The sequence below is a fragment of the Myroides marinus genome (assembly GCF_900109075.1).
In the GTDB taxonomy this organism is placed as follows: Bacteria; Bacteroidota; Bacteroidia; order Flavobacteriales; family Flavobacteriaceae; genus Flavobacterium; species Flavobacterium marinum_A.
The window spans coordinates 1-16,698 of record NZ_FNYS01000012.1 but is presented as its reverse complement, the minus strand read 5'-3'; the positions used below and the strand labels follow the sequence as shown (position 1 = coordinate 16,698).

Below are 16,698 nucleotides of genomic sequence, written 5' to 3'. Positions count from 1 at the left end.
CTTTTTATCTCCTTCAATGCTCGTTGATATGAAACTATAATCTTATCATAATCCTAGTATAGTTTTAGTACCATTTTACGGTGTTTTGGTACTTACACTATACTTACACTATACTTACACTGTACTAGCACCTCAATAAAAAACACCATAAAAATGGTGTGTGCTTTAACTCAAAAAACGAGTCAATACAAATTATTCACAAAGAACAATTCTGCTGATATGATTACTTCTCTTAACTACTATTGAGCCTATTGACTTATCTGCATAAAAAAAGCTACACCGAGGTGTAGCTTTCTATATTGTTAACAAAGAGTGAGATTAGAATCTCTTCATTTGTTCTTTCATCATTTTGATTTGGTCCTTTAACATACCTTGTTTATCAAGCTTCTGAGCTTCTCCTAATAGCTTAGTAGCTTCTAGTTTACGTCTCTTAGTCATAGCGATACCTGCTAACTGTAATTTAGCCATTGCTAAGTCTTGATCCATGTTTAATCCTAACTCTACAGCTTTCTTCATATATTTTTCAGAAGCGTTTAAGTTAGTCTGAGATGTCATAATTCCCATTAGGTAGTTATAATATCCATTTTGTTTACGTACTAAAGCAGTCTCTGGGTTTTTGATTTTATCTAACCACTTTTGAGCTCCTTCGAAATCTTGCTTTCTAAGCTTTAAGAACGCTAATAAGATAAATTCGTTTTTATAATATAGCAATATTACTAATGACATAAGGAATAATAAGAATATACCATTACCTATATTACCTTCTACGAATTGTAAAACTGATACTGCAAATAATACAGCAGCGATACCTAATTTAATATATCTGTGAAACATCTATTTGATAAACTTTTATTATAAAGAACGCAAAGTTAATAAATTCTACCCATTATAAAAACAAATCAAACTCAAATTAACCCCTTTCACACCCAAAATATCCTTAATATGTGTAGTGATTAGTTTACTAGAACATCACATACTGCTTATTGATATTGTAAAAGACTGTATTTGATTTTAAAATAAATGAGGTATTTGACTTTATACTTATAGTGCTAATATATAATCAGCGTCTATATCTCTAAAATCATGTACGATATAGTTCGCTCCTGTATAGTCTTGTTGTTTAGAGTTAGCACTCTTATACCCTATCACCCTTATACCTGCAGCATTAGCAGCTTTTATTCCATTAGTACTATCTTCTATAACGATACATTCTTCCTTAGCATTATACTTAGCTAAAGAAGCTGCTTTTAAAAATATAGCAGGGTCTGGCTTAGACTTAGGTAATTCTTCTCCACTAACTATATGTGTAAAGAATGGGTACAATCCAAATCTAGTAAAGACTCTATCTATAGTACTTTTAGAAGCTGATGATCCTACTACTAATTCCACACCTTTAGCATGTAATCCTTCGATAAGGTCTCTCACTCCATCGATTAATTCTAGATCAGGTTTGGTATCAAAAGACTCGTTAAACAAGGCTCTCTTTCGCAATACTAAGGACTGTACTTCGCCCTCTACTCCATAAATTTCCTTTATACGTTCGTATGTATTCTTAGTAGAATGCCCTGTGAATGAATTATAAACATGCTCCGATACATCAATACCTAGTTCGGCGAAATGTGTATGATAAGCATAGCGATGTACAGGTTCTGTGTCCACGATAACACCGTCCATGTCAAATATTACTGTCTTAACCATTTTTTTTATGACAAAAATAAGTTCTTTATAATTATAAACCGACTTTAATTATATACTTTTACTCATACCATTAACCACAAACCTAATAAAACAGAAACTTTTGTCTAACGAAAATTCACTTTTAGATCGATTACAAAATAACGACACTAAGCATGAAGCATTTCGTGAATTAATCTCCTTATATCAAGAGAGGTTATATATGCATATCCGTACTATAGTACTAAATCACGATGATACTGATGATATACTACAGGAGTCACTTATCAAGATCTATCAAAACATAGATACCTTTAAAGGAAATAGTCAACTGTTCTCATGGATGTATAGAATTGCTACTAATCAAGCACTAGACTTCCTAAAACAAAAGAGTAGAAAGCTCAATATTCAAGAAGGAGATTTAAATGAGTACCTAATCGATCAACTTGAAGCCGACTCATTGTTCGATGGAGATGAGGCTGAACTATTATTACAAAAAGCTATAGCTACACTTCCGCAAAAACAACAACTCGTCTTTAAAATGAAATATTATGAAGATTTAGACTATCAGTCTATGTCAGAAATTTTAGATACTAGCGTTGGTGCACTAAAAGCATCTTATCACCACGCAGTCAAAAAAATAGAACTATTTTTGCAAGCCAATTAAACCTTAGGCAATAAATTTCGTCTAATAGATAAATGAGAATAAAATGCACAACGATTTTTTAAATAAGAACAATCCAAAACAAGTATTTAAAGTACCTGATGATTACTTCGCTCAACTAGAGGGCAAAGTAATGGCTAGTATTGAGAATACTGCTCCTGCTCCTAAAATTATTCCACTGTATAAAAACAAGTACGTATGGATGGTAGCAGCAGCATGTGTAAGTTTATTTATAGGTATTAGCTTTGTGTATAAAACAGAGAAAAACAACCAACTTAACAACAATATTGAAAACTACTTAGAATATAATTTATCTTATTCTCTTAATAACGAAATCATCAATTCATTAGATGATAAGGATATAGAAGAATTAGAACAAAATATAGATATAAAACCATCTCAATTAGATCATTATGTGTTATCACATATTGATATCGAATACTACTTAAACGAATAATACAATGAAACAATTATTAAGTATTTTATTTATACTTGTTTGTAGTACGCTTATCTACGCACAAGATAAACACGATCAAATACGTTCTCTAAAAGTAGCTCACATTTCTTCTGAACTAAAGCTAACTAGTGAACAGGCTGACAAATTCTTGCCTATATATATCGCCTATGACAAGAAGATGTCTGAGTTAAGACATGCTGATATCTTTAAATATGTTAAGTATACAGATATCGAAGATCTAAATAAACTAAGTGATAAGGAATCTAGTAAAAAGGTACAGGAACTTATCAACTTTGAGGAGACTTACTCTGCTGCACGAGTTAAGTTTATAGAAGATGCTAAGAAAATAATCGGTGATAAAAATGTCTTAATGCTTAAAAAAGCAGAAGATGACTTTAACAGAAAGCTTCTAAAAAAGTACAAAGACAATAAGTAAAATATTAACACGACATAAACATAAAGCCCACAAATAGACGTATATTTGTGGGCTATTTATATTCATATAATAATGAGATTACACAGAAACCTTGTATTTACAGTTATCGACTCTATTTTAGCTATATTCAACGATGGAGAATATGCAGATAAAATGGTAGCTAGAGCATTGAAAAAAGATAAACGCTGGGGAAGCGCTGATAGAAAATTCGTAGCTGAGACTATCTATGAAATAGTAAGATGGAGAAGATTATACGCAGAGATAGCTGAAGTAAAAGATCCTATAAACAGGGATGACGCTTGGAGAATCTTTGCAGTATGGGCTGTACTAAGAGGATATACATTACCAGATTGGAAATACTTTGAGAATACTCCTGAACGTCGTATCAAAGGAAGATTTGATGAGTTAAGTAAAATCAGAAAGTTCAAAGAATCTATTCCTGACTGGATAGATGAATTAGGAGTAAAAGAATTAGGAGAAGAAAAGTGGACGAAGGAGATAGCTGCTCAAAATAAACAAGCAAGCGTTATCCTACGTGTGAATACTTTAAAAACTACTAGACAAAAATTATATGGTATCTTAATGGATTTAGACATTGAGACTATCATGCCTGAAGAATATCCTGACGCCCTTATCCTTAAAGAAAGAGCTAATGTATTCTTAACTGATGCTTTTAAAGAAGGATTATTCGAAGTACAAGATGCTTCTTCACAATTAGTGGCTAGATTATTAGATGTTAAACCTGGTATGCGTGTAGTAGATACATGTGCTGGTGCTGGTGGTAAAACATTGCACATTGCTTCTCTAATGGAGAACAAAGGGCAAATCATCGCTATGGATATCTATGAAAGCAAACAAAAACAATTAAAGATTAGAGCTAAGCGTAATGGTGCTTTTAATATAGAATATCGTATCATAGAAGGTACTAAGACTATTAAAAAACTTCATGATAAAGCTGATCGTGTATTAATCGATGCTCCATGTAGTGGACTAGGTGTTCTTAAAAGAAACCCAGATAGTAAGTGGAAGCTTAGACCTGAGTTTATCGAAGAGATTAAAGAAGTGCAAGCTCAAGTGTTACAAGACTACTCTAAGATATTAAAATCTGGAGGTAAGTTAGTTTATGCTACTTGTTCTGTTCTTCCTTCTGAGAATGAAAAGCAGATAGAGAAATTCTTAAACTCTGAAGCAGGTAAAGATTTTAAATTTATTGAAGATCATAAGATATTAGCTAGTGAGTCTGGTTTTGACGGATTCTACATGGCTTTATTAGAAAAGAAATAAATTAATAAAACATGATAATTCTCCTCCATTTAGACTAAGTCATAGAATTATCTTTGTAGACAGAAACAAACATATTATATAAATCACTTCTATCATGAGAATGAATTTATTATTAGTAACATTCGCATCTTTACTTTTATCAGTATCAAGTTGCACAAAGGATCCTATCATAACAGATCCAACACCTGGTAAAGAAAAACCAACAGAGCCTACTAAACCTATTGATCCAAGTAAACCAGAACCTGGTAAACCTGGAGATTTTAGTAACATGCCAAAAGAACAAGCTGATTATTACAAAACAGTGGACTTCAAAAAAACAGGTATGGCATTAAAAGAAGATCTTACTAAACTAACTACTGATACTCATAAGAGATTCTTATCTTATGGGGACATTTGGGAAGCTAGTAAAGCAACTGATGTTGTTTCCGTAGGAAGTAATGAAGTGTATCTATTATATGGACACGAAGGTGTAACTAGTGGGAAAACTGCATACACTAGAAATAAAAATAATCATGGAGGAAATGAAGGTCAATGGAATAGAGAACATACTTATGCTAAATCATTAGGTACACCTAATCTACAAGAAACTGGTCCTGGATCTGATGCACATCACTTAAGACCAGCAGATGTAAAATGGAATAGCGAAAGAGGTAACCTTCCCTTTATAGCAGGAAGTGGTGTTTCTAAAGCTATTGCTAAAGGATGGTACCCAGGAGATGAATGGAAAGGAGATGTAGCTCGTATGATGATGTATATGTATGTTAGATATGGAGACAGATGTATTCCGAAATATGATGCTTCAGGAAATAAAGGAATTGGATCTGGTGTAGTAATTGGAACAGCTAATAAGATCGACCCTAAAATGGTAGAATTATTACTTGAATGGAACGAACAAGACCCTGTATCTGAATTTGAGAAAAGACGTAATGAATACCATGGTAATAGAAGCAATAAATATGCTCAAGGTAACCGTAATCCATTTATTGATAACCCATATTTAGCTACGCAAATTTGGGGTGGTACTAAACCAGCAGAGAATACTTGGAAAAAATAAGTAAACACTACGTTTTACAATATACTAAAAGAGACAATCGACATGATTGTCTCTTTTTTTATGCACTAATCACACTTTACATAGCTTCCCTTTCCCTATTTTATTTCCATAAAAAGTTTTAAAATACCTACTCAGATTTAACCAATATTCACATAACAGGTAATACTACACTAATTTAACTCTTCACTTACAGAATATACATAACCCAAATCACACTTACTCAAAAGTCTTATAATACGTAACTTGCCAAGAACAGAATAATTAAACACACTTATTAAAATGAAAAAATCATTACTTGCCTTAATGGGGTTACTTATGTTCACTGTTTCGTGTACAAAAGACCCTATTATCACTGATCCTACTCCTGGCAATGGAGACAACAAACCTGTTACTCCAAAACCTGATGAACCTGGAGAAGGTAACAATAACGGAAATACAGCAGAGTATGTCATTCCTGCAGTTTATCAGAAATACTATAGTAAAATAGATTTCACCAAAGGTGGTATGACACTAAAACAACAACTAGCGACATTAGTAAAAGAGAGTCACTTACCTCAAAGCTATACTCCTGGTATATGGAATGCTTCAGAATTCACAGATGAAGACCCAGATAATTCTAATAACGTACTACAAATATATGGTTGGCCTGATAAAGACGCTAAGGATGATGTAAAAAAGAAAAGATCAGTACTTAAAGAGCATAAAAACAATGGAAGTACAGGTATGAATCAAACACTCTTATGGGAAAGAGAACACGTATTTGCTAAGTCATTAGCGGTTGATAAAACTAAAAATCAAAAAGCCTTAAACACAACATCTAGTAACGAAACACCAACAGCAATAGAAGATATAGCTGGGCATGATGCACATCACTTACGTCCTATCAACCGCTCAACAAACTCTTCTAGAGGGAACAGAAAATTTGTAGATGGTAATGGTAACTCTAAAACGGTAGGTAAAGAATATTACTACCCTGGTGATGAATGGAGAGGTGATGTCGCTCGTATGATGATGTATATGCATATTCGATATGAAAATGAAAACGGTGGTGGATATACTAAAGCTAGTAAAGTAGGAATGCCTATTGATGATAAAACAGGTATTCTAAGTGATGAAATGATAGACTTATTCTTAAAATGGAATGCAGAAGATCCTGTATCCGAAATAGAAAGAAGACGTAATGAATATCATGGAAACCCTTACAATCCTATTTACAAGAATTCACAAGGAAATCGTAATCCATTTATTGATAACCCACATCTAGCTACTCAGATTTGGGGTGGGCCAAAAGCTCAAAACTTATGGGTTAAATAAAATATCCATTATAAATCAAAAAGGTCGTTGAAGATATCTTCAACGACCTTTTTGATTTATATATTTTGTTAATAATACTATCTAATATAAACTAAGCTACTTTATTCTTTTGCATCTTAGCTTTTACAAACTCGTAAACAATAGGTAATACTGATACAACAATAATCAATAATACTATCTTAGAGAAATTATCTTTTATAAGAGGAATATTTCCTAAGAAGTAACCTGCTAATGTTAATCCTACTACCCAAACAACTCCACCAACTACATTATACGTCATAAAAATAGAGTAACGCATTTTTCCAATTCCTGCTACAAATGGAGCTAATGTACGCACAATAGGTACGAAGCGGGCTATAACTATAGTACGTTCACCATACTTCTCATAAAACGAATGCGTTTTATCTATGTGTTCTTGTTTTACTACTTGTTTACCAAAAAGTCGTACCTCTGTAAGGCGCATACCTACTTTCCGTCCCAAATAGTAGTTTAACGAATCGCCTGATATAGCTGCTACCAATAAAATTGCAATTGTCAAAACAATATTCAATTCATCTGATTGCGCAACTAACATACCTGTAGCAAACAATAAAGAATCTCCAGGTAAAAAAGGCATAACAACAAGTCCTGTCTCAACAAATATTATTAAAAACAGAATTACATACAACCACGTTCCATACTGCTCTATAAAAAGGTGCAAATACTTATCTACGTGTAAAAGATAATCTAATAGTTCCATAGTATCAAAGATAGATATCAAAACAATTTACAAAACAGTTTTCACAAAAAAATAACAATATAATCACACAGCACAATACAACATCTAAAAACTATATCTATCTATCATAAATACTAAGATATCTCACAATAATGACTCTATAATATTATTATCAACTAAACCAAATACACAATTAAAATATTTTAAATGACTAAGTTTTTCATTATAAACCAATTAAAATAAAATCTTTTTATTACTATAAATTACTTCTCAAAACAGTTTGGAGAACCCATAAATACTACTATATTTGCACTCGCATTACAGAAGTAATGACAAGACCATAAATGGCGAGGTAGCTCAGTCGGTTAGAGCGCAGGATTCATAACCCTGAGGTCACGGGTTCAACTCCCGTCTTCGCTACGAGTAAAAGGACATCTGTATAGATGTCCTTTTTTATTTTATATCACTATTCAAATGAGAATACTACGCCACTTTTAGTCATCTTAATTTTAAAAGCTGTAATTTTGTAGAACAGAAATAAAAACCTTTAAAATTATGATTAAGAGACTAAGTATAGCGCTATGTCTTTCTCTATTAGCTTTTTCTTGTTCAAAAGATGAAAGCACACCAGATAAACCTACTACTCCAGTAGATCCTAAACCACCTGTTGTAGTACCTCCTATTGGTAATGATAAAGACATACCAGATCCTAAAACTTTTGTAATTCCTGAAGAGTATAGTGATTACTATAAAGATATCGATTGGTCTAAAACAGGAATGGAGCTTAAAAGAGAATTAGCTACATTAATAACTAAAACTCATAAATCTATATCTTATACTCCTGGAATATGGGAAGCTATAAGATATACAGACGAAGACCCTGAAAACAAAGATAATGTGCTACTTATCTATGGATGGCCAGATAAAGACAGTAAAAACTCTACTATACAACAACGTTCTATCAATAAAAACCTATCCTATGACACAGATGCTAATCGTCATAAAAGATGGGAAAGAGAACATGTATTTGCTAAATCACTAGCCAAAACTAAAGATCAACTAGCTCTTGATGCTAATCCTAGACACGGATATATCGGAACATCTATCCCTGAAATAGCAGGTACAGATGCTCATAACTTACGTTCTATTAATGGTTCTTGGAATAGTACAAGAAGTAATAAGAAGTTCGCTGATGGTAAAGGTAATTCAGGTTCTGTAGGTTCATACAACTGGTATCCTGGGGATGAATGGAAAGGTGATGTGGCACGTATGATGTTATATATGCATATTCGTTATGAAGTAAATAAGGATCCTAAATATGATAGATATACAAATGCTAGTAAAGTAGGTGTCCCTATTAACTCTAGAGCTCCACTTACAGATAGTATGATAGATCTATTCTTAAAGTGGAATGCAGAAGACCCTGTATCTGAAATAGAAAGAAGACGTAATGAATATCATGGTAATCCTCAAAACCCTGAGTTCAGATATTCACAAGGAAACAGAAACCCATTCATTGACAATCCAAGCTTAGCTAATGTTATATGGAGAATGCCTATGTACATGGCAGAAAATAAATGGAAGAAATAAAAACAATAAAGGCTGTCAAATGACAGCCTTTATTGTTTTTATTTCTTTTTCTCAAACATGAGTTCTTTTACCTTCTCCTTGTCCTCTTTCTCTTTATCTAAATCAAACATAGTTCCGAACACACGATCCCAAAAAGTATTACTAACTCCGAATCCCATCTCTTCATCTTTATAGTGATGTAAATGATGATTTCTCCACAGTGGTTTCATAAACTTAAATGGTGGGGCAAAAGCGTGAATTGCATAATGCATAGAAGCATATAATAAATAACCTATTATAAAACCTGGATAAAAACCAAAAGTATATCTTCCCATGATTAGGTAATGTAATCCAAACAATGTTGATGCCAAGATAATACTAGGAACAGGTGGCATAAATAACCTTTGTCTATCTCTAGGATAATGATGATGATTACCATGCATGATATATGCAAACCGTTGTGCATTAGGTTTGTCACTAATCAAATGAAATATATATCGATGAGCAATATATTCAAAAAAAGTCCAGAATATCATCCCTCCAAAAAATAGAAGAATAAGATTCTGGACCGTAAAATTATAATCTGCATATCCAAGATATACAATATATGATAATACTGGTATATACATCCCCCATATTACAGCAGGATGCCCTTTAGTTAGCATTTCTAAATAAGGATTCTTAAATAATCTAGCCTGACCCTTATTGTGAATTTTATCAAATTTCATAACTACATTAACTTAATTACAGCTAATATAATTATTTTTTACCATCTGATCACCACACTACCCCAAGTAAATCCACTACCGAAGGCTGCTAACACTACTAAATCACCTTCTTTAATCTTACCTGATTCCCAAGCTTCTGTTAAAGCGATAGGCACTGAAGCAGCAGTTGTATTTCCATACTTTTGTATATTATTAAAAACTTGATCATCACTTAATCCAAACTTCTGTTGGATAAACTGAGATATTCTCAAGTTTGCTTGGTGAGGTATTAACATATTGATATCAGACACTTGTAATCCATTAGCTTCCAAACCTTCATTAATCACCTCACTAAAACGAACTACTGCATTTTTAAACACAAATTGTCCATTCATATAAGGTGTATAACTAATATCATCTGGATCATTATCTTTTAAGATATCTGTCACCCATCTTCCTCCCATACCTGGCGCTAATAGAGATAACTCTTCTGCGTGCTCTCCTTGAGAGTGAATATGAGTAGATAGTAACCCTTGATTCTCATTCTCAGAACGAGTCAATACAGCAGCTCCTGCCCCATCTCCAAAGATTACAGACACACCTCTACCTCTAGTAGTCATATCTAACCCTGCAGAGTGTACTTCTGACCCTACTACTAAAACTGTCTTATACATACCTGTTTTAATATATTGGTCAGCAATAGATAATGCGTATATAAAACCAGAACATTGTGCTCTAATATCTAAAGCAGCAACGTTATTCAATCCTAAATCACGTTGTAACAATACACCTGGTCCTGGGAAATAATAATCTGGACTCAATGTAGCAAATACAACAAAGTCAATATCCTTTGCTTCTACACCTGCTCTTTCCATAGCAATACGAGCAGCTTTTACTCCCATTCCAGAAGTAGTATCTTCTTCTAATGCTTTATGTCTTCTCTCGTGAATTCCAGTTCTTTCGACTATCCATTCATGATTTGTATCCATCAACTTTGACAGGTCATCATTTGTAACTACATTCTCTGGAACATAATAACCTAGTCCGCTAATCTTTGATCTAAACATCTTATAAATAATTGGTTTATGTAATACAAAAATACACTAATAACTAAAATCTTTCGCATTTTAACTATAAAAAGCTACACTATCTATTTGATACTGCAGAAATTCCTTTATATTAGCCGACCTAACGTAAACACCTAACCAATATGAAAATAATCAAAACGACATTATTATCTCTTTTTTTGATTACTTCTATGTATGCACAAGAAAATGTGACTTATCAGAAACCTTCTAAAGAAATTTTAGAACTAGCTGATTTTGAAAGAGCCCCTGCTATTTCAATGGATAACAAAATGGAATATATGTTACTTACTTACAGAAGTACATATAAAACATTGATGGATCTAAACCTTAACGAAATGAGACTTGCAGGTTTGCGTATTGACGTGAACACTAATATCTCTAGTACTGTTACTTACACTACTAATATCAAAGTTCGTAAAGTAAAAGATACTCAAGAAATACAAGTAAAAGGATTACCTGCTAATCCTAGAATTACTAATATCACTTGGTCTCCTGACCAATCTAAAATTGCGTTCACTAATACAGCTATTAATGGCGTAGAGCTTTGGATTGTTGATGTTAAGACTGCTCAAGCAACTAAATTAACAGAAGCAAACCTAAATGCTAACATTGGTAACCCTATCACATGGTTTAGAGACAGCCAATCTTTATTAATCAATCAGATACCTGCTAATAGGCCAGCATTAATAGATACTTCTAAAAATCTTCCTAATGGCCCTATCGTATCTGTAAGTGAGGGAGTAGTTTCTTCAAACAGAACATACCAAGATTTATTAAAAAACAAAACTGATGAAGCTAACTTTGAAACATTAGTTAATTCTGAACTTTATAAAATAGATTTAAAAGGTAACAAATCACTTTTCGTTAAAGGAGATTTATATGTAGGATCTAGCTTCTCTCCTGATGGAGAATACATCATGGTTACTACATTACAGAAGCCTTTCTCATACTTAGTATCGTTAAACCGATTCCCAATGAAAACTGTGGTGTATGACAAAGCTGGTAAATTAGTAAAAGAAGTAAACGACATTCCTCTAAGTGAGATTATGCCTAAAGGATTTATGGCTACTCGTGAAGGTAAGAGAAGTATGGGATGGAGAGCAGACAAACCTGCTAGTATCTACTTCGTAGAAGCATTAGACGGAGGTGATCCAGCTAAAGATGTACCATTCAGAGACGAAGTATTTACATGGGATGCTCCATTTAATGACGCTCCTAAATCTATCGTTAAGTTATCTCAACGTTATGGTGGTATCACTTGGGGAGATAATAACTTAGCTTTAGTAAGTGACCAATGGTATGATACTAGAAACACTAGAACATTCATCATTGATCCATCTAAATTTAATGATGCTCCTGTAAAAATAGAAGATAGAAACTCTCAAGACGTTTACAGTGATCCAGGTACTTTTGAATTAAAAAGAAACGAATTCGATCGTTATGTATTAGCGAAAGAGAACAATAAACTTTTCTTAATCGGACAAGGTTATACTGCTAAAGGTCAGTTCCCTTTCATCGATGAGTTTGATTTATCTTCGTTAAAGACTAAGAGATTATACCAATCTACTTATACAGACAAAAAAGAAACTATCCAATCTATAGAAGATGTTAAGAAAGGATTAGTATTAGTATCTATTCAGTCAGCTACTGAGTACCCTAACTACTACTTCAGAAACATCAATAAGAAAAATGACTTAAAAGCAATTACTTCTTTTAAAAACCCTTTCTCTACACTTAACGGAGTACATAAAGAGGTAATTAAATATAAAAGAGAAGATGGTTTAGAGTTATCAGGTACTTTATACTTACCAGCTGGATACGACATCAAAGCTAAGAAAGAGAAGTTACCTCTATTAATTTGGGCTTACCCTGCTGAGTACAAAGACAAAAATAGTGCTGCTCAGGTAACACATAATCCTAACGAGTTTACATTCCCATCATACGGATCATTCATCTATTGGGTAACTAAAGGATATGCTGTATTAGATGACGCATCATTCCCTATCGTAGGAGAAGGAAAAGAAGAACCTAATGATACTTATGTACAACAGTTAGTAGCTAATGGTAAAGCAGCTATCGATGCAGTAGATGCATTAGGATATATCGACAGAAAAAGAGTAGCTGTAGGAGGACACTCTTATGGAGCATTTATGACTGCTAACTTACTAACACACTCTGATTTATTCGCTGCAGGTATTGCACGTAGTGGAGCTTACAACAGAACATTAACTCCTTTTGGATTCCAATCAGAGCAAAGAAACTACTGGGAAGTACCTGAAGTATACAACACTATGTCTCCATTCATGAATGCAGGTAAGATGAAAACTCCAATGTTATTAGTACACGGTGAAGCTGATAATAACCCTGGAACATTCACATTACAGACAGAGCGTTATTTCCAAGCTTTAAAAGGTTTAGGAGCACCAGTTAGAATGGTTATTTTACCTAAAGAAAGCCACGGATACGCTGCTAAAGAAAACATCTTCCACCTATTATGGGAGCAAGATCAATTCTTAGAAAAATACGTGAAAAACAAAAAATAATAACTTTTAAAAGGCTCAGCAAATGCTGAGCTTTTTTTATATCCTTATACTAGGAAAGTAAACTATAGTATAACAAAAAAACGCTACTTAAATTTAAGTAGCGTTTTTTGTTATTATTGAAATTTCTTTAGTGCTAATTTAATTTTAGAACCCTTCTCTATATCAAAAGGATGATCAAAGAATACTACTCTATCCTCATTAAAGAAAGTCTTAATCATATATCCATCGCCTTTAAAGTAAGAATCTAATACCTCTACTTCTATTTGTCCCTTTTGCTTAGACAACATTAATTGATGCGGGTATATTAGTAATAACTCATCTTCATCAAATGTAGAAGTGAAGTCTGAAATAAATAATTCATTCACCTCACCGAATAAAGAAGCTACATATCTATTCATCGGAAAATCATATACATCTTTAGTCTCTCCCATATCTATTAACTCCCCATCTTTAAGAACGATAGTTTCATCAGCGAAGCTCAATGCATCTATACTATCATGAGTAGCTACAACACATGTAATCCCTTTTTCTTTTAAATAAGCAAATAAGTTACGTCTAAGCAAACTTCTTCTAGAATAGTCTATATGACTAAAAGGTTCATCTAATAGTAGAATCTCAGGCTCCAGAGCCAATACTCTAGCGATAGCTACACGTTGTTGTTGTCCACCACTAAGGTTTTTTACTTTTACATCAGCATAGTCTACTAGATCTACAAGAGCTAACAATTCATTTATCCTATGCTCTTTTTCTTTTAAGTAAAAATTAGATAGATACTTACCTATATTTTCTTTTACAGAAGTAAAAGGCATTAAGTCAAAGTCCTGAGCTAAATATCTCATCTCATCCATCCCAGGTACTAGGTGATATGCTGGTCCTAAAACTTGCTTGTCATTCCAGTAGATTTCTCCTCCATCTAAATCTTTTAAACCATATATAAGTTTTAATAAAGTACTCTTTCCGCACCCACTTTCTCCTAATAAAGCTACGTGTTGCCCCTTCTCTATTGCTAGATTAAGATTTTTAATAACCGTCTTCCCTTCTAAGTAACTGAATGATATATTTTTAAGTAAAAGCATTTCTATTTTTTATGAAGAGCAAATATAATAATATACCTACAAGCACTATAGAACATTAACTATTAAAAAGTAAAAAGATATATACTCTCCCAGCAACACTTATTATTTAAACCTTTTTAAGAATAAATAATATAACTATTCACCAATTTTACCATAGATATTGACATTCATTTATTGCCAATAAAAAGTAAACGTATCTTTCTCTCATTCCTTACACAGCACATTTGTTTTATATCATTCTATTGGCTAGCACATGTAAGTACAGTCCTAGTATAATGCAAGTATAGTGCAAGTACTAAAACAAGGCATTTTGGTACTTACACTATACTATAATTATGTTCTTACTATACTTAGAATAGCATCAAAACTTATACAATTCAAACTTTTACCGCTTTTGATATTTTCAGCACTAAACACAAAAAAAGGCAAAGTATATTATACCTTGCCTTTCCTCTTACTAGTCTTAGTAATTTATTCTTTAATGTCTTTTTTTACTTAGAAGCTAAATAACGCTCTGCATCTAAAGCAGCAATACATCCAGATCCAGCAGCTGTGATAGCCTGTCTGTAATCTTTATCCTGAACATCTCCACAAGCAAATACTCCTTCTACATTCGTTTTACTTGTTTTTCCTTGAGTGATTAAGTATCCTGTCTCATCCATTTCTAATTCTCCTTTAAAGATATCTGTATTAGGTTTATGACCGATAGCTACGAAAAATCCTGTTGCTTCAATATCTCTTAATTCCCCTGTTACATTATCTTTCACACGGATACCACTTACTACATTACCATCTCCTAATACCTCTTCAGTAGAAGTATTCATTAAGATTTCAATATTTTCAGTATTACGTACACGCTCCTCCATAATACGAGAAGAACGGAATTTATCACTACGCACTAACATAGTTACCTTCTTACATAACTTAGATAAGTAATGTGCTTCTTCACATGCAGAATCTCCAGCACCTACTATAACTACTTCTTGATTTCTATAGAAGAATCCATCACATACAGCACATGCAGACACACCTCCACCTAAAGATAAATAATGTTGTTCTGATGGTAAGCCTAAATACTTAGCTGTAGCTCCTGTAGAGATGATTACTGTATCAGCATGTACCTCAGTCGTTTCATTTACCCATACTTTCTTAACTTCTCCTGTTAATTCTGCTTTAGTAACCCAACCATCGCGAATATCAGCACCAAAACGTTGTGCTTGTGCTTGTAACTGCATCATCATTTCTGGTCCAGTAACACCTTCTGGGTATCCTGGGAAATTCTCTACTTCATTCGTAGTTGTTAATTGTCCTCCTGGTTGCATTCCTTGATATAATACTGGTGCCATATTAGCACGTGCTGCATATATTGCTGCTGTATAACCTGCAGGTCCTGAACCTATAATAAGACACTTTACTCTCTCTATATTTGACATAATGATATGTTTTACTGTTAGTGAAACAAAAATAGTTTTTTTATCCGCGTTTCAAAACTACTTACTGTAGAAAAAACAAATAGTGTAATAATTTTAATTTATTTCTTTTTTTTCTTGCATGTAAAAAATTTTATACTACCTTTGCACTCGCAATGACAAAATAAGTCTAGCGGGGTGTAGCGTAGCCCGGTCATCGCGCCTGCTTTGGGAGCAGGAGGTCGCAGGTTCGAATCCTGCCACCCCGACTTTTTCGGCATCAGAATGTGCCTAAATCCGTAAGTATCAATTACTTACGGATTTTTTTATTTTTAAATATATCATAATAATCCATTGTAAATCAAGGATCAGTTGCAAAAGTTGGGGACTAAGCAAAAAGTTTAGTTAATCTAAAAAGAAAAAACTTCTTATCTCTAACCCCTCTATACATCATACGGAAGTATTTAATTTTCGCATTAAATGATTCAGCAGAAGCATTAGTACTTCTATTATTAAAGTAATTAATGATTTCGTTATAATGTACATTAAAAGTCTTTAAAACCGTATTAAAGTATTTGATTGAAGTCTTTTCAATGTCATTGAACCAATGGGCAAGCTTAGTCATCGCTATTTCTTTATCTATTTTTAAATTATATATGTTTCTGAGATTATTAGCTAGTAAATATGCTTGTTTAATCTCAGGGT

At 33.1% G+C, this 16,698-nt stretch carries 16 protein-coding genes and 2 tRNA genes; 10 read left to right on the top strand and 8 right to left on the bottom strand.

Features of this window, described 5'->3' with window-relative positions:
• Positions 1–318 precede the first annotated feature (318 nt).
• A complete protein-coding gene (locus tag BMX53_RS12355; protein WP_038986310.1) occupies positions 319–834 on the bottom strand; it encodes a hypothetical protein in 516 nt (171 codons plus the stop codon).
• A gap of 207 nt (positions 835–1,041) precedes the next feature.
• Positions 1,042–1,698 (bottom strand): HAD family hydrolase, encoded by a 657-nt coding sequence (locus BMX53_RS12350; protein ID WP_038986309.1) that lies wholly within the window; start codon positions 1,696–1,698, stop codon positions 1,042–1,044.
• A gap of 100 nt (positions 1,699–1,798) precedes the next feature.
• On the opposite strand from BMX53_RS12350, the gene BMX53_RS12345 reads away from it, so the two are divergent.
• From BMX53_RS12345 to BMX53_RS12320, 6 genes are all read left to right on the top strand, one after another.
• Positions 1,799–2,341, top strand: coding sequence for an RNA polymerase sigma factor (locus tag BMX53_RS12345; RefSeq protein WP_074746610.1), 543 nt, complete (start codon positions 1,799–1,801; stop codon positions 2,339–2,341).
• A 43-nt stretch (positions 2,342–2,384) separates the two neighbouring features.
• Positions 2,385–2,795: a hypothetical protein gene (locus BMX53_RS12340; protein WP_038986305.1), complete on the top strand. Its 411-nt coding sequence runs from the start codon at positions 2,385–2,387 to the stop codon at positions 2,793–2,795.
• A 4-nt stretch (positions 2,796–2,799) separates the two neighbouring features.
• A complete protein-coding gene (locus BMX53_RS12335) occupies positions 2,800–3,231 on the top strand; it encodes a hypothetical protein (protein WP_038986304.1) in 432 nt (143 codons plus the stop codon).
• Between the two features lie 72 nt (positions 3,232–3,303).
• Complete coding sequence (locus BMX53_RS12330) at positions 3,304–4,515, top strand: RsmB/NOP family class I SAM-dependent RNA methyltransferase (protein WP_038986302.1); 1,212 nt, start codon at positions 3,304–3,306, stop codon at positions 4,513–4,515.
• 94 nt (positions 4,516–4,609) lie between these two features.
• Positions 4,610–5,569, top strand: coding sequence for an endonuclease I family protein (locus BMX53_RS12325; RefSeq protein WP_074746609.1), 960 nt, complete (start codon positions 4,610–4,612; stop codon positions 5,567–5,569).
• Positions 5,570–5,848: 279 nt separating this feature from the next.
• Positions 5,849–6,883, top strand: coding sequence for an endonuclease I family protein (locus BMX53_RS12320; RefSeq protein ID WP_074746607.1), 1,035 nt, complete (start codon positions 5,849–5,851; stop codon positions 6,881–6,883).
• Between the two features lie 91 nt (positions 6,884–6,974).
• On the opposite strand, the gene BMX53_RS12315 is transcribed toward BMX53_RS12320, so the two are convergent.
• Positions 6,975–7,622: a DedA family protein gene (locus BMX53_RS12315; RefSeq protein WP_038986297.1), complete on the bottom strand. Its 648-nt coding sequence runs from the start codon at positions 7,620–7,622 to the stop codon at positions 6,975–6,977.
• 325 nt (positions 7,623–7,947) lie between these two features.
• Here BMX53_RS12315 and BMX53_RS12310 point away from each other — a divergent pair.
• Both BMX53_RS12310 and BMX53_RS12305 read left to right on the top strand, forming a co-directional pair.
• Positions 7,948–8,021 (top strand) — tRNA-Met (locus BMX53_RS12310).
• A gap of 135 nt (positions 8,022–8,156) precedes the next feature.
• Positions 8,157–9,191, top strand: a complete 1,035-nt coding sequence (locus tag BMX53_RS12305; protein ID WP_063176516.1) for an endonuclease I family protein — start codon at positions 8,157–8,159, stop codon at positions 9,189–9,191.
• Positions 9,192–9,229: 38 nt separating this feature from the next.
• Here BMX53_RS12305 and BMX53_RS12300 read toward each other — a convergent pair whose 3' ends face one another.
• Positions 9,230–9,898 carry a sterol desaturase family protein gene (locus BMX53_RS12300; protein WP_038987735.1) on the bottom strand — a complete coding sequence of 223 codons (669 nt, stop codon included), beginning with the start codon at positions 9,896–9,898 and terminating at the stop codon, positions 9,230–9,232.
• A 38-nt stretch (positions 9,899–9,936) separates the two neighbouring features.
• A complete protein-coding gene (locus tag BMX53_RS12295; RefSeq protein ID WP_038987734.1) occupies positions 9,937–10,944 on the bottom strand; it encodes a 3-oxoacyl-ACP synthase III family protein in 1,008 nt (335 codons plus the stop codon).
• 143 nt (positions 10,945–11,087) lie between these two features.
• Here BMX53_RS12295 and BMX53_RS12290 point away from each other — a divergent pair, with 143 nt between their 5' ends.
• Positions 11,088–13,508, top strand: coding sequence for an alpha/beta hydrolase family protein (locus tag BMX53_RS12290; RefSeq protein WP_074746605.1), 2,421 nt, complete (start codon positions 11,088–11,090; stop codon positions 13,506–13,508).
• Positions 13,509–13,621: 113 nt separating this feature from the next.
• Here BMX53_RS12290 and BMX53_RS12285 read toward each other — a convergent pair whose 3' ends face one another.
• Positions 13,622–14,584 (bottom strand): ABC transporter ATP-binding protein, encoded by a 963-nt coding sequence (locus BMX53_RS12285; RefSeq protein ID WP_074746603.1) that lies wholly within the window; start codon positions 14,582–14,584, stop codon positions 13,622–13,624.
• Between the two features lie 491 nt (positions 14,585–15,075).
• Entirely contained in the window at positions 15,076–16,017 is a 942-nt protein-coding gene (gene trxB, locus BMX53_RS12280; RefSeq protein WP_038987730.1) for a thioredoxin-disulfide reductase, read from the bottom strand.
• A 170-nt stretch (positions 16,018–16,187) separates the two neighbouring features.
• Here trxB and BMX53_RS12275 point away from each other — a divergent pair.
• Positions 16,188–16,262: transfer RNA gene (locus BMX53_RS12275), tRNA-Pro, on the top strand.
• Positions 16,263–16,381: 119 nt separating this feature from the next.
• Here the strand turns inward: BMX53_RS12275 and BMX53_RS12270 are convergent.
• The coding region (locus BMX53_RS12270) for a transposase (protein ID WP_143061425.1) at positions 16,382–16,698 on the bottom strand (317 nt) is incomplete at its 5' end.

Coding starts and splice junctions, on each gene's coding strand:
- BMX53_RS12355 (WP_038986310.1), bottom strand. CDS start 834: ATGTTTCACAGATATATTAAATTAGGTATCGCTGCTGTATTATTTGCA.
- BMX53_RS12350 (WP_038986309.1), bottom strand. CDS start 1,698: ATGGTTAAGACAGTAATATTTGACATGGACGGTGTTATCGTGGACACA.
- BMX53_RS12340 (WP_038986305.1), top strand. CDS start 2,385: ATGCACAACGATTTTTTAAATAAGAACAATCCAAAACAAGTATTTAAA.
- BMX53_RS12335 (WP_038986304.1), top strand. CDS start 2,800: ATGAAACAATTATTAAGTATTTTATTTATACTTGTTTGTAGTACGCTT.
- BMX53_RS12330 (WP_038986302.1), top strand. CDS start 3,304: ATGAGATTACACAGAAACCTTGTATTTACAGTTATCGACTCTATTTTA.
- BMX53_RS12325 (WP_074746609.1), top strand. CDS start 4,610: ATGAGAATGAATTTATTATTAGTAACATTCGCATCTTTACTTTTATCA.
- BMX53_RS12320 (WP_074746607.1), top strand. CDS start 5,849: ATGAAAAAATCATTACTTGCCTTAATGGGGTTACTTATGTTCACTGTT.
- BMX53_RS12315 (WP_038986297.1), bottom strand. CDS start 7,622: ATGGAACTATTAGATTATCTTTTACACGTAGATAAGTATTTGCACCTT.
- BMX53_RS12305 (WP_063176516.1), top strand. CDS start 8,157: ATGATTAAGAGACTAAGTATAGCGCTATGTCTTTCTCTATTAGCTTTT.
- BMX53_RS12300 (WP_038987735.1), bottom strand. CDS start 9,898: ATGAAATTTGATAAAATTCACAATAAGGGTCAGGCTAGATTATTTAAG.
- BMX53_RS12295 (WP_038987734.1), bottom strand. CDS start 10,944: ATGTTTAGATCAAAGATTAGCGGACTAGGTTATTATGTTCCAGAGAAT.
- BMX53_RS12290 (WP_074746605.1), top strand. CDS start 11,088: ATGAAAATAATCAAAACGACATTATTATCTCTTTTTTTGATTACTTCT.
- BMX53_RS12285 (WP_074746603.1), bottom strand. CDS start 14,584: ATGCTTTTACTTAAAAATATATCATTCAGTTACTTAGAAGGGAAGACG.
- trxB (WP_038987730.1), bottom strand. CDS start 16,017: ATGTCAAATATAGAGAGAGTAAAGTGTCTTATTATAGGTTCAGGACCT.